Origin of the sequence: Polynucleobacter duraquae, assembly GCF_000973625.1 — a bacterium.
GTDB lineage: Bacteria > Pseudomonadota > Gammaproteobacteria > Burkholderiales > Burkholderiaceae > Polynucleobacter > Polynucleobacter duraquae.
On sequence record NZ_CP007501.1, the window covers coordinates 1,904,884 to 1,919,834 of the forward strand.

Annotated in this window: 19 protein-coding genes; 3 read left to right on the top strand and 16 right to left on the bottom strand. The window is 45.6% G+C overall.

What is annotated here, in order from left to right; all coding sequences use genetic code 11:
• Position 1: 1 nt before the first annotated feature.
• The 8 genes from ptsP to CL55_RS09810 all read right to left on the bottom strand — a co-directional run bounded on the left by ptsP (position 2) and on the right by CL55_RS09810 (position 7,515).
• Positions 2 to 1,753, bottom strand: a complete 1,752-nt coding sequence (ptsP, locus tag CL55_RS09775; RefSeq protein WP_046330912.1) for a phosphoenolpyruvate--protein phosphotransferase — start codon at positions 1,751 to 1,753, stop codon at positions 2 to 4.
• A gap of 2 nt (positions 1,754 to 1,755) precedes the next feature.
• Entirely contained in the window at positions 1,756 to 2,025 is a 270-nt protein-coding gene (locus CL55_RS09780) for an HPr family phosphocarrier protein (protein ID WP_046330913.1), read from the bottom strand.
• Between the two features lie 8 nt (positions 2,026 to 2,033).
• Positions 2,034 to 2,468 (bottom strand): PTS sugar transporter subunit IIA, encoded by a 435-nt coding sequence (locus CL55_RS09785; protein WP_046330914.1) that lies wholly within the window; start codon positions 2,466 to 2,468, stop codon positions 2,034 to 2,036.
• Between the two features lie 2 nt (positions 2,469 to 2,470).
• Positions 2,471 to 3,412, bottom strand: coding sequence for a glutathione synthase (gene gshB, locus CL55_RS09790; RefSeq protein WP_046330915.1), 942 nt, complete (start codon positions 3,410 to 3,412; stop codon positions 2,471 to 2,473).
• Between the two features lie 17 nt (positions 3,413 to 3,429).
• The gene (gshA, locus tag CL55_RS09795; RefSeq protein WP_046330916.1) at positions 3,430 to 4,728 is read right to left on the bottom strand and encodes a glutamate--cysteine ligase; all 1,299 of its coding nucleotides are present in this window, start codon (positions 4,726 to 4,728) and stop codon (positions 3,430 to 3,432) included.
• Between the two features lie 106 nt (positions 4,729 to 4,834).
• Entirely contained in the window at positions 4,835 to 6,295 is a 1,461-nt protein-coding gene (locus tag CL55_RS09800) for an ammonium transporter (protein WP_046330917.1), read from the bottom strand.
• 13 nt (positions 6,296 to 6,308) lie between these two features.
• Positions 6,309 to 6,647, bottom strand: a complete 339-nt coding sequence (locus CL55_RS09805) for a P-II family nitrogen regulator (protein WP_011903792.1) — start codon at positions 6,645 to 6,647, stop codon at positions 6,309 to 6,311.
• A gap of 25 nt (positions 6,648 to 6,672) precedes the next feature.
• A complete protein-coding gene (locus tag CL55_RS09810; RefSeq protein ID WP_052728822.1) occupies positions 6,673 to 7,515 on the bottom strand; it encodes a TorF family putative porin in 843 nt (280 codons plus the stop codon).
• Between the two features lie 263 nt (positions 7,516 to 7,778).
• On the opposite strand from CL55_RS09810, the gene CL55_RS09815 reads away from it, so the two are divergent.
• Positions 7,779 to 8,033, top strand: coding sequence for an accessory factor UbiK family protein (locus CL55_RS09815; protein ID WP_046330918.1), 255 nt, complete (start codon positions 7,779 to 7,781; stop codon positions 8,031 to 8,033).
• A 25-nt stretch (positions 8,034 to 8,058) separates the two neighbouring features.
• Here the strand turns inward: CL55_RS09815 and CL55_RS09820 are convergent, their stop codons facing one another.
• The 7 genes from CL55_RS09820 to CL55_RS09850 are packed head-to-tail and all read right to left on the bottom strand — an operon-like array spanning position 8,059 to position 12,766.
• Positions 8,059 to 8,634, bottom strand: a complete 576-nt coding sequence (locus CL55_RS09820) for a hypothetical protein (protein WP_046330919.1) — start codon at positions 8,632 to 8,634, stop codon at positions 8,059 to 8,061.
• 4 nt (positions 8,635 to 8,638) lie between these two features.
• Positions 8,639 to 9,655, bottom strand: coding sequence for a lipoyl synthase (gene lipA, locus CL55_RS09825; RefSeq protein WP_046330920.1), 1,017 nt, complete (start codon positions 9,653 to 9,655; stop codon positions 8,639 to 8,641).
• Positions 9,652 to 10,296 carry a lipoyl(octanoyl) transferase LipB gene (gene lipB, locus CL55_RS09830; RefSeq protein ID WP_046330921.1) on the bottom strand — a complete coding sequence of 215 codons (645 nt, stop codon included), beginning with the start codon at positions 10,294 to 10,296 and terminating at the stop codon, positions 9,652 to 9,654. The genes lipA and lipB overlap by 4 nt, the downstream gene beginning before the upstream one ends.
• A gap of 9 nt (positions 10,297 to 10,305) precedes the next feature.
• Complete coding sequence (locus tag CL55_RS09835) at positions 10,306 to 10,575, bottom strand: YbeD family protein (RefSeq protein WP_046330922.1); 270 nt, start codon at positions 10,573 to 10,575, stop codon at positions 10,306 to 10,308.
• A gap of 36 nt (positions 10,576 to 10,611) precedes the next feature.
• Positions 10,612 to 11,328: an alpha/beta hydrolase gene (locus CL55_RS09840; protein ID WP_046330923.1), complete on the bottom strand. Its 717-nt coding sequence runs from the start codon at positions 11,326 to 11,328 to the stop codon at positions 10,612 to 10,614.
• A 22-nt stretch (positions 11,329 to 11,350) separates the two neighbouring features.
• On the bottom strand, positions 11,351 to 11,659 hold the full coding sequence (locus CL55_RS09845) for a (2Fe-2S) ferredoxin domain-containing protein (protein WP_046330924.1): 309 nt from the start codon (positions 11,657 to 11,659) through the stop codon (positions 11,351 to 11,353).
• A gap of 12 nt (positions 11,660 to 11,671) precedes the next feature.
• On the bottom strand, positions 11,672 to 12,766 hold the full coding sequence (locus CL55_RS09850) for a VanZ family protein (protein WP_046330925.1): 1,095 nt from the start codon (positions 12,764 to 12,766) through the stop codon (positions 11,672 to 11,674).
• Between the two features lie 46 nt (positions 12,767 to 12,812).
• Here CL55_RS09850 and CL55_RS09855 point away from each other — a divergent pair, with 46 nt between their 5' ends.
• Positions 12,813 to 13,613, top strand: coding sequence for a biotin--[acetyl-CoA-carboxylase] ligase (locus tag CL55_RS09855; RefSeq protein ID WP_046330926.1), 801 nt, complete (start codon positions 12,813 to 12,815; stop codon positions 13,611 to 13,613).
• Positions 13,610 to 14,431 (top strand): type III pantothenate kinase, encoded by an 822-nt coding sequence (locus tag CL55_RS09860; RefSeq protein ID WP_046330927.1) that lies wholly within the window; start codon positions 13,610 to 13,612, stop codon positions 14,429 to 14,431. The genes CL55_RS09855 and CL55_RS09860 overlap by 4 nt, the downstream gene beginning before the upstream one ends.
• A 13-nt stretch (positions 14,432 to 14,444) precedes the next feature.
• Here CL55_RS09860 and rfaE2 read toward each other — a convergent pair whose 3' ends face one another.
• On the bottom strand, positions 14,445 to 14,936 hold the full coding sequence (gene rfaE2, locus CL55_RS09865; RefSeq protein WP_046330928.1) for a D-glycero-beta-D-manno-heptose 1-phosphate adenylyltransferase: 492 nt from the start codon (positions 14,934 to 14,936) through the stop codon (positions 14,445 to 14,447).
• Positions 14,937 to 14,951: the final 15 nt, after the last annotated feature.

Here is a 14,951-nt window from a genome sequence, read left to right on the forward strand (position 1 = left end):
GTTAAGAAAGTAAATACTCTAAGGCTTTGGCCTGTTCTTCGGGTTCATAGGCACGAAGGACTCTAGGGGCACGAGTCTTTAATAGTCCTACATTTGCTTTTAATATCTCGCGCTTAACTAACAACAGTTGACTGAAGTGCATGGAGAAATCAGTCAGTCCAAAGGCGAGCAATAGTTTTGTTAAAGCAGGGTCGCCAGCCATCTCGCCACAAATAGCAACTGGCACATCGGCGCGCTTGGCTTGATCGATGATGCTAGACAGTAAATTCAGAATAGCCGGATGCAAAGGATCGTATAAGTGCGCTACAGCATGATCTGCGCGATCAATTGCCAAGGTGTACTGAATTAAATCATTCGTGCCAATAGAGAGAAAATCAAATCGATTGATAAATAAGGGTAGCATCAGGGCAGCTGCCGGAATTTCAATCATTGCGCCAACTTGAATATTCGGATTAAATGCCTTGCCACGCTGATGTAATTGCTGCTTTGCTTTTTCAATCAATCTAAATGTTTCATCAATTTCCTTAGCATGAGCTAGCATCGGAATCATAATGCGCGCCTGACCATGGGCCGATGCTCGCAAAATCGCTCTGAGTTGCGTTAAAAAGATTTCGGGCTCTGTCAAAGACCAGCGAATCGCTCGCAATCCAAGTGGTGATGCACCAGTTTGAGAAACATCGCTGCCTCCACCGAGGGCCTTGTCAGCACCAACGTCAATGGTTCTGATATTGACAGGCAGACCATGCATTAAATCGACAACGCGACGATATTCTTGGTACTGCTGCTCTTCATCTGGAAGAGCTTGCTTACGATCCATAAATAAAAATTCGGAGCGGAATAAACCAACACCTACTGCACCCAACTTCACCGCCTGAATTGCATCTTCGGGCAATTCGATATTGGCAAATAACTCAATCTCGACACGATCAGTTGTTTCTGTTTTTGAATGCTTTAACTGCCTTAGCTTGCGAGCCTCTTTTAAAGCTTGAGCCTGTAGCTTCCGATACTCAGCAAGCAGTTGTTCATCGGGCGCAACAACGACAACCCCATGCTCTCCATCCAATATCAACCAATCGCCATGACGAATCATTTCACTAGCATGTCGCACACCGACTACTGCCGGAATTTCCATGCTGCGCGCAACAATAGCAGTATGAGAGGTCTTGCCGCCAAGATCAGTTACAAATCCTGTAAAGGCATGGTCTTTGAAACGCAGCATGTCATGAGGGGCAATATCGTGGGCAACAATAATTGACTCAACGCCGATATCGCTTGCAGGCAAAAAATCATCATCATTTAAAGAGTCTTTTTTCTGGGCATTCAAGGCCTTGATGACCCGCTCTGCTACCTGACGAATATCGTTAGCGCGCTCTTTTAAATAGGCATCCTCAATATCTGCAAACTGCTCTAAAAGATCATTTAGTTCTGTTGTTAAAGCCCAAGCAGCATTTAACCTCTGAGTACGAATTAATTTGATAGGTTTCTCAGCTAGAGCGGGATCAGCCAAGATCATGCCGTGAACATCTAAAAACGCGGCCATTTCTTGTGGCGCATCTTTCGGTAAGCCTTGACGTAATTGCTCTAATTCCTGACGCACCTGCTCAAAAGCATCTAATAATTTTTGAGCCTCGTCCTCTTCTTTGCCTGCTTCAACCAAATAATGACTAACCTCTAAAGCAGCACGCGATATCAATACGGCCTTCCCAATGGCAATGCCCTTAGAGACTGCTATTCCGTGCAACGCAAAAGTCATCCTTATTCGCCCTCACCAAATCGATCATTGATTAGTGCAGTTAAAGCCTGCATTGCCTCGTCTTCCTTCTCCCCAACAGTTTCTAGAGTGACCGTGCTTCCAATCCCAGCGGCCAGCATCATGACACCCATAATGCTTTTAGCGTTGATTTGACGACCATTACGGGACAAGAATATTTCGCAAGGAAACTCAGCGGCAAGTTGCGATAGCTTGGCTGATGCTCGAGCGTGTAAGCCCAGCTTATTAATAATTTCGATTTCAGTAACTGGCATATCGAATCCTATTTTTCTGAAGTAGTTTGCGGGGTTTTGGAACCTAAACGCAGAATGCCATTTTGGCCACCTTGAAGCGCCTTATGAGCCAATTCTTCCAAGCCCTCGCCACGATGGGAGATGCATCGCATCAACATGGGTAAATTGAGGCCCGCCAAAACAACTACGGGGGCATTCAAGCCTGAAAGTGGGCCCAACGCTTCAAGCTTAGAGGCTACATTAGCTGGGGTGGCACCCATCACATCAGTCAAAATTAAAACACCCTGACCTGAATTTACTCCGTAGGCTGCTTTTAGAACCCGATCGAAACTGACTTTGATATCTTCGTAGGGCGGAACGTCGACTGCTCTCACTCTCTCTGGCAGCACGCCGAAAGCATGCTCAGCAAAACCAAGCATTGCACTTGCTACCGGGGTGTGGGCAACTATGACAATTCCAACCATGTTTATGCCAATGCCTTTTCAAGCGCGGTTAACCAAAATTTTGGGACATCAAATCCACTTTGCTCAGTAATTTCTACAAAACAGGTTGGACTAGTCACATTAATTTCTGTGACGTATGCGCCAATTAAATCCAATCCTACCAAGAATAAGCCTCGGGCATTCAAAATAGGGGCTAAGCGCTCCGCAACCTTGATCTCAGCATCCGTTAGCGGCATTGCCACTCCCTTACCTCCAGCAGCCAAATTGCCACGGATTTCACTACCTTGCGGAATGCGCGCTAATGAGAAGGGCACTACTTCACCGCCAATCAGCAACACCCGTTTATCGCCTTGCATAATCTCCGGTAAGAATCTTTGCACCATCAAAGTACGTGCGCCATTCTCACCTAGCGTCTCAACAATACTGGCCAGATTTAAAGCATCTGGCCCAACGCGGAATACACCCATACCACCCATACCGTCCAAGGGCTTAATCACAATATCTTGATGCTCTTGATGAAACACCTCAATCGCGCTAAGTTCACGTGTTACTAAAGTTGGTGGAATGAGTTCGGGAAACTCGGTGATGGATATCTTTTCAGAGTGATCCCGAATGGCGGTTGGATTATTAAATACTTTTGCACCCTGTCGAACCGCTGCAGATAGTAACCAAGTGGTATTGAGATATTCAATATCAAATGGCGGATCAGTACGCATCATGACTGCGCTGAAAGTATTGAGTGGGCGATCTTCTACAGAGCCCAATTCAAACCATGTAGTACCGCCTGGTTTGATGTCGAGAGACTGACAATCTGCCACAACAAAATTATTTCTCCAGAGGATATTGCGACTTTCGCAAAACCAAAGTTGATGTCCCGCTTCTTGAGCAACTCGCATCATTGCTAAAGTGGAATCCTTACTAATCTTAAAAGACGCTAAAGGATCCGCAATGAAAAGCAGGTTCATGTCAGTATCCGAATAAATTAAGCAGCTTCAGCATTAGGATCAGAGCGCTCTAGCTCCAGAGAGGCCGCCAGTAAGGCTAGACGAGCGACGACACCATATAGATAAAAACGATTTGGCGGTGCGCTGCCAGTCTTTGCACCTAAATCTGGGATAGAGTTTTGCTCAAATGCCAAGGGTACAAAATGCATGCCTGGGGCATTCAAATTCTCATCAGGGCCGCGGTCAGTGTGCACCCGATAGAAGCCACCAATCACATAGCGATCGATCATGTACACCACTGGCTCCGCAACAGCTTCATTGACCTTCTCGAAGGTATAGACACCCTCTTGAATCAAAACATCGCTTACCTCAAGACCTTCTTTTACAACACTCATTTTATTGCGGTCTTTGCGGTTAAGGTCTTTAAGTTGCGCGGGGTCACTCACCACCATCACACCCATGCCATATGTACCAGCATCTGCTTTGACAACAACGTAAGGTTTCTCTTTAATGCCGTACTCACGATATTTTTTGGCAGTCTTCTTTAAAACTTTCTCGACAGCAGCTTGTAATTCTTCTTCGCCCTTGCGCTCATGGAAGTTCACATCAGAGCAGCTAGCAAAATAAGGATTGATCATCCAGGGGTCAATATCAACTACCTTCGCAAACTTCTTAGCAACCTCATCGTAAGCAGTAAAGTGCTTAGACTTGCGGCGGACATGCCAGCCAGCATGCAGACCCGGCAAGAGATACTGCTCGTGTAGATTTTCTAAGATCGGAGGAATGCCTGCTGATAAATCATTGTTCAGCAAAATTGAGCAAGGGTCGAAATCTTTCAAACCAAGACGCTGCTTCTTCAAACCCAAACGAGACAAAGGCTCCATCAAGAGGCGGTTGCCATCGGGCAAGTCAATCCAAGTCGGCTTTTTAATTTCATCAGACAAAGTGCCTAAGCGGACATTAAGACCTGACTGACGCAAGATCGAAGATAAACGTGCAATGTTCTGTAAGTAGAAGGTATTACGAGTGTGTCGCTCGGGTATCAATAGTAAATTTTTTGCCTCAGGACAAATCTTCTCGATTGCTGCCATTGCTGCCTGAACTGCTAAAGGCAACATTTGGGGTGAGAGGTTGTTAAAGCCACCTGGGAAGAGATTGGTATCAACTGGTGCAAGCTTAAAGCCCGCGTTACGTAAGTCAACCGAACAGTAAAACGGCGGAGTGTGCTCTTGCCATTCAAGCCTGAACCAGCGCTCAATCGTTGGGGTTGCTTCTAATACCTTCGACTCAAGATCGAGAAGAGGGCCGCTAAGGGCAGTGATGAGATGTGGAACCATTTCACCATTGTAAGATTTTTTAAAAGAAAGACGCGGAATCCGAGGATCCCGCGCTTAAAAACTGGGCAGCTAACCAAAGCCGCCCAGTGAGGGGTAAAAAAGCTAATTAAGACTCGTAAGCGGACTCACCGTGGGAGCTGATATCCAAACCTTCGCGCTCTTCATCTTCTTTAACGCGCAAGCCAACCACGATATCAACCAATTTGAAGGCGATATAAGAAACTACGCCAGACCAAATTAAGGTCACGATTACGCCCTGACTCTGAATCCACAACTGGCTAACGATGGAGTAATCAGGGGCTGCAGCATTCGCTACATAATCCCAAATACCTGTTCCACCCAAAGCTGGGTCTGCGAACACGCCGGTTAACAAAGCGCCCAAGATACCGCCAACGCCGTGCACACCGAATACGTCCAAGCTGTCATCTGAACCCAACATCTTCTTGAGACCAGAGACACCCCACAAGCAAACTACACCGGCAAGAACGCCGATAACGAGTGCGCCCATCGGGCCAACAAAACCAGCAGCTGGAGTAATTGCAACTAAACCGGCTACGCAACCAGATGCAGCGCCCAACATGGAGGGCTTGCCTTTAGTAATCCACTCAGCAAATGACCAACCCAATACTGCGGCAGCTGTTGCCAACAATGTGTTTACGAATGCCAAGACTGCGCTACCGTTTGCCTCGAGAGCAGAACCCGCATTGAAACCAAACCAACCAAACCACAGAAGTGAGGCACCAATCATGACGAACACTAAGTTGTGTGGCTTCATTGCTTCTTTGCCGTAACCCAAACGCTTGCCAACTACGAATGAACCTACCAAACCTGCAATCGCAGCATTGATGTGAACAACGGTACCGCCAGCAAAGTCGAGAACACCCTTCTGCCACAACCAACCAGCACGCGCTGTGATTGCTTCAAGTGATGCAGCATCTTTGATGTCATCAGGACCAGGCCAGAACCAAACCATGTGAGCGATTGGCAAGTAGCTGAAAGTGAACCAAAGAATAACAAACAACACGATTGCAGAAAACTTCGCGCGCTCGGCAAATGAACCAATAATCAAGCAGCAAGTAATAGTTGCAAATGCAGCTTGGAAGGCCATAAATACATACTCAGGAATCACAATGCCTTTACTAAACGTTGCGGCAACTGAATCTGGAGTAATACCTTGCAAGAACAAACGATCGAGTCCACCAATAAATGCACCGCCTTCAGTAAATGCAAAGCTGTATCCATAAAGGGACCACAACACGGTGATCAATGCAAATACAAACATACACTGTACGAGCACAGAAAGAATGTTCTTGCTACGTGTCAAACCGCCGTAGAACAAAGCCAAACCAGGCAATGTCATCAAGATTACCAATGCAGTACACACTAGTAACCAAGCTGTATCAGCCTTATTAGGAATCAAAGCAGGAGCGGCTACAACTGCCGCTGCTGCTGCAGCTACTGGCTTTGCTTCATCAGCAAAAGCTGGTGAAGCTACCATCACGCTAGTTGCGCCAATAGCCAAGGCCATTGCGCTTCCAGCTAGGAGTCGTTTCATCCAAGTTAACATTTTGAACCTCTCTTTAAAGTGCTGACGCGCCGGTTTCACCGGTGCGAATGCGAATGACGTGTTCAACTGGGGATACAAAAATCTTGCCATCGCCAATTTTTCCAGTACGAGCAGATTTTTCAATTGCTTCAATCGCTCGCTCCAAGATGCCATCTTCAACAGCAGCTTCAATTTTTACTTTCGGCAAAAAGTCGACTACATACTCAGCACCGCGATACAACTCAGTGTGACCTTTTTGACGGCCAAAGCCTTTAACTTCAGTGACGGTAATGCCCGAAACTCCCACTTCCGAGAGAGCTTCGCGCACTTCGTCAAGCTTGAAGGGCTTGATGATTGCGGTAATTAATTTCATATGTTTCTCCGTTCAGAGGAAGGAATTAGAAAGTTTTTGTTAAGGAAATTAAGCCAGTAGATGCGCCCTGACTTCTTGTTGATCCCCCGGAAGTAGAGTTATATGCATAAGTGTTGCCGTATGTTGCTCCGGAACCCTTTTTAAGATTTGTACCAACATAAGCAATAGACCCAGATAAACCACCTCCAAAATCTTTTGTTAAACCAAGCTTATAGTCAACGTAACTTGGTGAGGGCTGCCCCGCAGCTAATGTTTGACCTGCAATTTTTTGATATCCTACGTGAGCATTTAAACTTATTCCATACATTCCAGTGTCGTGATTAACTGTAAGGTCAGGATAGTATGAGCCATTACTATTTGCAGTACCGAAAATATTAGTTACTGCATAAGAGAATTTTAAAAAGCCAGTAGTAGAGCCCAGGGTAAAGTTTTGTGCTACATACAATTCAGTAGTATTTGGATTGGTTTTGGTAGCAAGTGTTCCAGAAGTTGGATAGTAGTATTGCAAAACACCAAGATCACTCGCAAAACCTTCACCGATTATTTCTTTTTTGACACCAGCATACACGTCCATCTCTATTGAAGATGACTTAGCAATTGCATAATCTTGATTTGAAACCCAGCTAATTGATGAGTTCCAGTTACCAATATAGAAACCGCTCTCGTGAGCGTAGTCGAAGCCACCTTGAATCGCTGGTTTAAAGTCTGTCTGCGTTAAACCACGGTAAACATAGTTATTGGTAACTGTAACGTTAGCCGTAATTGGGCTTACTTCTGGAGCTGCGGCGGGTGCTGTTTGTGCAAACGCTGATGTTGCAAATAAGCCAGATGCTACGAGAGCGATGGCTGTCTTTTGAATAGTTTTCATGTATTGCTCCTTGCTGTGTGAAATGAAAAGGGGATGAATGCTTTATTGCATGGAGTGATAATGGATCTTGAAGCTCTCTGAAATTTTTTGAAATTCCCCTAAATAAGGCGTATGCACAATTTTGGTGCTTGGATGTGCCCCATTTTCGTTCATTTTGGTGCACATGCAGCATTTTTTAGCTAGGTTCGCCTGTTTTGAGCCCAACAACTTAAAATACATTCTGTATCTTTTAAGCAAATTTCAATAGAACGGCGGGCGGCATTATGCAAAAACCAGGCGAAATCCTAGAGCAAATCCAGCGTATTGCTAGTGATATGCAAAACAAGGTTGGGGATGCTATTCGTAATTCACCAGCGCAAGAGATTGAAAAGAATGTGCGCGCAATGATGAATCAAGGTTTTCAGAAAATGGATTTAGTTACTCGTGAAGAGTTTGAGTTGCAATCTAAAGTATTGACCAAGACTAGAGAAAAGCTTGAAGCTCTCGAAGCTAAAGTTGCTGCCCTAGAAAAGTCTTAAGCAGAATTTTTGTTTCATCTGGAAATTATTCCGGATGAAACTCATCAAAGAAGTTTGAATACGCTTCTTCAGAGAAAAATGTTTTGGCATCCACTCGCGCTGGTGCAGTATGTAAAACCGAGATCTGATAAATCCAAACTCCATTATCTGGTGTCATTCTGGTGATCCAACGGACGCGCATCGACTGCTCTACTCTGCCAGAAGATGGAAACTCTAAAAAATAATCTTTAGTAGCTACGCGCTGTTTATTTGCAGTCCGATATAGAGCATCAACACCAACAGCGGTTTCCTGGTTTACATTTGCACGACCAAATAAATTACCTTGCACCTGCTCTAATAAATTAGGCGCCAAGCTAGCCTGTTCTTTGCTCAAACGAATCGCACTCACCGAATAAATATCATCCTCAATTTTTACCGCTTCCAAGGTTTGTGGAATTTCTTGATTTTGATAAGGTAGTCGTCGATCAATCTTTTCAGGCTTACCTGGAAAGAGAGCGCTATAACCCTCTTGTGGAGACTGCACAGTCCGCCAATCTAATTTAGGACTACAAGCAGAAAGTAGAAATGCAAGTGCCAGAACTACGCCAAACTTTTGAAGCATAAGTTTAGATAACACCTGCACTGTGTGCTTGCTCATCAGCATGATAGCTAGAGCGCACCATCGCGCCCACAGCAGCATGTGAGAAGCCCATTGCATAAGCTTCTTCTTCAAAATACTTAAAGACATCGGGATGCACATAGCGACGAACCGGCAGGTGATGTCCTGAAGGAGCTAAATACTGTCCAATAGTCAGCATATCAATATTGTGTTCACGCATATCGCGCATGACTTCTAAAATTTCTTCGTCAGTTTCTCCTAAGCCAACCATTAAACCGCTCTTGGTTGGAATATGCGGGAAGCGCTCTTTGAAATCCTTTAGTAACTTTAAAGAATGTGCGTAGTCAGCACCGGGTCGCGCCTCTTTGTATAAGCGCGGAACCGTTTCTAAATTGTGATTCATCACATCAGGTAAACCTTGCGGCGCATGCTCTGAAAAAATATCCAAAGCTTTATCTAAGCGACCACGAAAATCTGGCACTAACACTTCAATGCGTGTATTGGGGGAGAGATCGCGTGACTGAGAAATGCAGTCAACATAGTGCATTGCGCCACCGTCACGTAAATCATCGCGATCTACACTAGTAATCACCACATAATTTAATTTCAGAGCAGCGATCGTGCGCGCTAAATTACCCGGCTCTTTTGTATCTAATGGATCTGGTCTGCCATGGCCCACGTCACAAAATGGGCAACGACGTGTACATTTATCACCCATGATCATGAAGGTAGCCGTGCCTTTACCAAAGCACTCGCCAATATTAGGGCAGCTTGCCTCTTCGCAAACTGTGACCAACTCATTTTCACGAAGAATCTTTTTAATCTCAGAAAAGCGAGAATTTCCAGAAGCGGCTTTTACTCGAATCCAATCGGGCTTTTTGAGCACTTGCTCCAAAGGAATAATCTTGATCGGAATGCGTGCAGTTTTCTCGCTCGACTTCTGCTTACGTGAAGCATCGTAGTTAAGATCCTGGCGACTATTACTAGTGGCGGTGGTATCGAGGTCCGGCTTATTGGTGGTCATAATGAAATCAGTTGCTTTTGCAAATGCCCCAAAAGGGTTTGGCTAATAATGTCTATATTGTCCTTGATCCCAAGAGTTTGCATGTCCACCGTCCTTAAGCCCTCATACCCGCATGGGTGAATACGGGCAAAAGCAGCTAAATCGGTAGATACATTTAGGGCAAGCCCATGATATGAGCACCCCTTGGAGACCTTAAGACCCAAGGCGGCAATCTTGGCACCTCGATACTCTGCTTGTACTGAACTCTCATGAGCAATATAAATACCAGGCGCGCCAGCATGTCTTTCTGCCCGAATACCAAAATCTGCCAAGGTATTAATCAAAGCTTGCTCGATTCGAGAGACAAGCTCTTTTACAAAAATACCCAAACGTCTCAGATCAAGTAGCAAATACACCACGATTTGCCCAGGTCCGTGATACGTGATCTCACCACCACGATCAACCTGCACTAATGGAATTTGATTACTAGGGGAATGTAAATTGTCTGTATCTCCAGCCAAACCTAAAGTAAAAACTGGGGGGTGCTCAAGAATCCAAATTTCATCCGGGGTGTCACCACCTCGTTGCTGCGTAAAATCCCGCATCGCTTGATACGTTGACTCGTATTCAGCCACCCCCAAATGTTTTACTAAAAAACTCATGCAAATAATTTAGAGGACAACACTAACCAAGGGATGCGTGGATAAGGTGCGATACAACTCATCTAACTGCTCTCGACTAGTGGCAGTGATTGGCAATGTAATGCCTAGATAATTTCCATCTTTTGAGGGTCGCTGCTCAACCTTACTCTCATCAAATGTAGGATCAAATTGACGGGCAATGTGCAAGATTGCAGGTAGGTACTCTGGATTGGACTTACCCATCACCTTGATTGGAAACTCTGATGGGTATTCAATGAGGGATTTTTTATCTTCAGTCATATTCTTTTAACTTTTCTATTAACTTTTCTATTTACTCTATTGATTGCGATGATCAGGCATACCCAACCAAGCGCTAGTAATGATGTTGCGAATGCAATGTAAACGTCGATGGAAAAAATGATCGGCACCTGGCACTACTTGTACGGTTAACTCTTGAGGACGCGCCCAATCCAAGACATCGATCAAGGGAATAGTTTCATCCAACTCGCCATGAATCAAAATGGTATCAGCAGGCACAGGTGCTAAGACCCATTTACCAGCCGCACTACCCACCATGACAAACCGCTCAGCTGGGCGTCCTAGCTCTGCCAAGCGCTGAACCAAATGGGTGCCAACAAAACTGCCAAATGAAAAACCAGAAACCACCAAAGGCAAAGTATTGGCAGTCTGTACCCACGCCTGTTGTGCAGTCGCCTCAAATTGATTCCAACTAGAAGGGGTACGCATCCAATCAGTGACGTGTAGCAAGTCTTCCATCTCGCCAACACCGTCATCATGCACACCGGCAGTAGCCCCTACTCCGCGAAAATTAGGGCGCACACTAATGTAACCCAATTGATTAAAGGCGCGTGCCATGGTTTGTGCAACTTTGTTATCCATCGTTCCACCCATCAGTGGGTGTGGATGCGCAACCAAAGCTAAGCCTCTCACCGGAAAATCAGGATTATTTTTTAATTCATCTGGTAGATCAATTGACATTTCAATTTGACCCACAACACCTTCAATATGAATTATTTTTGTGCGGCTATTCATGAAAAAACTTTCTGAAATCTTTTTAAGTCAATTGCAAGCGCTCTACTGGACGCCCTTGTATTAAGTGCGACTGAATAATTTCTTCAACATCTTCAGTATCAATAAATGTGTACCAAATGCCCTCTGGATAAATTACTGCCACTGGGCCATCAGCACAACGATCCAAGCATCCTGCTTTGTTAATGCGGATTTTTCCCGGGCCAGATAAGCCCAATTCTTTGACACGCTTTTTTGCGAAATCAAAAAGAGCAAAAGCGTTATGGCGATCGCAACAATCTTCGCCATTACTGCGCTGGTTTAGGCAGAAAAAAACATGGTGTTTAAAACTCATATGTCATCTCAATCAAGGTTTTAAATTAAAGGTGGTCCTATTTCGAAGTACCCAAAATAATGCCAGTGGCAACCATACTACTGAAACCCATTGCATTAGCTCATTAAAGTGTAATAGCCGACCTTGATACCAATGTCGTAATGTCAGAATGAAATACGGGTTGTCCGGCAGGAGATTAATTACCAAGGTAGCAGTGACTAAACAGGCGATTGCAAGCCAAGCTTTACTAGCTAAGGAAAACTGGAGGGTCCATCTAAGTAATAGACTGCCCAGCACCATTCCCCAAATAGCCCCTGCGGTGAGCCACAACAAACCAGATTCCGCACCGAACTGCAATGCAGTAAAGGCAATTTTCACTAAGACAGTGAAGCAAAGCAGGCTATTTAGGATGTTCCACTGGGGCGCTTTTGCACGCATCCCCAAAGATAGCAAGAGTCCGGTACCGAGCCAACAAACCGCTGTAATGATGGATTCTTGAATGACATGATTGACCACCATAGTGCCCCAGTCGATGGAGGCAAAAATGGCATGTCCCCATACCCCCGTACCCAACCATGAGCTTTGGGGATAAATTTGAGCCCAAGGGAAAAGTAAAAATAAAGCGCAAGCTGCCCAGTTCGAACCAAACCATTGATCAAAGCGACGACGTATTGCACTCCCAGAGAGCCACTGGGGGCCCAAGGGGATGGCCAATAATCCGCCCATCAAACCGCCCAACACATTGGCCCACCAATCCATTTGGCTAGGAATGCGGGTAGGCAACCAAGTTTGTAGCGACTCAACACTAAAAGCCAATGCCGCACTAAAGCTCAAGGCGACGCTTAAGGCAACAAAATTACGCCAACGTGGGTAGCAGGCAAAGACCAGCAGAAACCCCAAGGGAATGTAGGCCAAGATATTGACTGACACATCAAAGAGCGTAATGAAGCGGGGTAGAGGAGCATCTATCCATGCCCATGGGGCGATCCCATTATCAAAACTGAAATCAAAGGGATTCAGGCTGACATAAATGATTAAAAGCGCATAGCTCAAGCTAATGGCCCGAGCCAAAGGCATTGCCTGGAGAGGCCAAACAAACTTGCGAGGACGCTGATCTTCGTGATGCATCCCCTTATTCTAGGTCAGCTAGCCTAGATCTTTCTACAATAGAAAAATGAGCCCGAATTGCATTCTCGAACGCGTTGCCACCACCAAATCAACTAATGATGATTTATTAGCTCGCTGGCGTGCCGGTGAATTAATTGATCCCGTTGCACGTATCGCCCACGATCAGACCTCTGGCAAGGGCAGAGCAGGAAGAGTGTGGCTTTCTAACCCTGGAGATACGCTGTGCTTCTCCTTAGCTTACCCATTCAATAAACGTCCCCATGAAGTGAGCGGACTTAGTCTAGTCATTGGGCTAGCGGTTATTGCAGGCATTGCTGGAGTATTAGGGATCAATGAGGCAGCTCTCCATCAACAAGGTCTAAGATTAAAGTGGCCCAACGATTTACTACTGAACAATGCCAAGCTTGGTGGCATCCTGATTGAAGGCGGACAAAGCAGTCCAAATTCACCCACTTGGATGGTAATCGGCATAGGCCTGAACTTACGTAATGCAGAATTGATTACTCAGAACTCAGAAAATCAAGCCTCTTTTGCAGCTACTGCTTTGGATCAACTAATGCCTCATCAAACACCGATTCCAGATGCGGAGTTCATTTGGCTCAAGCTGATTGAGACATTTGAAAGCCACTTGATCCAATTTGAACAGCATGGATTTAGCTATTTTAAAGATTCTTGGTCACACTGGGACGCCTTTAACGGTCAGTCTGTTTGCATATCAGGCGCCGGCAAAGAATCTATCATCGGAATCTCTTCCGGAGTAGATAACTCTGGCGCCCTTATTCTTCATCAGCATGACAAATCTATCGCCATTTATGCGGGCGATGTTTCTTTGCGAGTTCAATCATGAGTCTGTATTTGGTATTTGATCTTGGTAACACTCGGCTCAAATGGGCCGCAGTCGAATCTACACAAAACATTGCAGACCGAAATAAAAAACTGTGGGCATACTCTGGGTCGATCAGCACCAAATCTTTCCAGTCACCTGAATTACGGGCTGAACTGTCTGACTATATTTCCAAAACCTTACCTAAACCAGATGCCATTGGCTTTTGCTGCGTAGCAGGCGATGCTGCGATCGAAAATCTACGCAGCCTCTTTCCGCAATGGCAAGATCTTGAGTGGAAACAGTTGAGAGGTAGCAGTCCTTACCAAGGCTTACGAACACTCTATCAAGACCCCAGTAAATTAGGCGCAGATCGGTGGGCAGCACTGATTGGTGCAAGAGCTCTCTCCAGTACCAATACACTAGTCATCAACGCTGGAACGGCCACTACCATTGACTTACTGGGTGGCAATGGCGTCCATTACGGTGGCTGGATCTTGCCAGGCTTAAGTCTGATGCAAGACAGTCTTCAACAAAATACAGTCCAACTTCCATTAGCAGTTCGCGCCAACAAGCCTGAAGCTCAAGCGAGCTTTGGCAGCACTACTGATAAGGCGATTACGGGCGGTTGTGATGCAGCGCAAATAGGGGCAATACTGCGCGCAGCCTACTTAGCTAAAACCATGAATCATCCAGTTGAGCGAATTTGGCTTGATGGGGGCAATGCCAAAATTTTGGCACAAGAAATTAAACAGTTTCCAGAGTTAGCAATACTGCCAGTAGAGCCCATTGAAGGTTTAGTGTTACGTGGACTTTGGGCTTGGCTCTTACAGAATCTGTAAACCACCATGCCAGTCAACTTGTGCGGATCTTGCCCAACAGGGTTGTTGTGGAGCGCTCGTATAAAAAGGGGATAGCCACTGCCACACCACCCCAAGTTTTCACGAGGCGAGTTTCCTCCAAGGAGTCGATTTCATAATCTCCCCCCTTAACGTAAATATCTGGATGAATCTTGGCAATCAGATTAACCGGAGTCTGCTCTGTAAATAAGACGACCAAGTCGACACTCTCAAGCGCTGCCAATAAAGCCTGGCGATCAGCCTCAGTATTAATAGGCCTGTCGTCACCCTTACCCAGCATCTTGACTGAGGCATCTGAATTCACCCCCACTACAAGGCTCGCGCCAAGCTCCCTAGCTTGAGCTAAGTAGCTGGCGTGCCCTCTGTGTAGGATGTCGAAGACGCCATTCGTAAATACCAAGGGTCTCGGAAGCGCCGCAATACGGGCTTCCAGCTCAGTCGGAACGCAGACTTTAGACTCAAAAGAAGGTGGGGATAAAGAGCTCATAGCGCCATATTAATG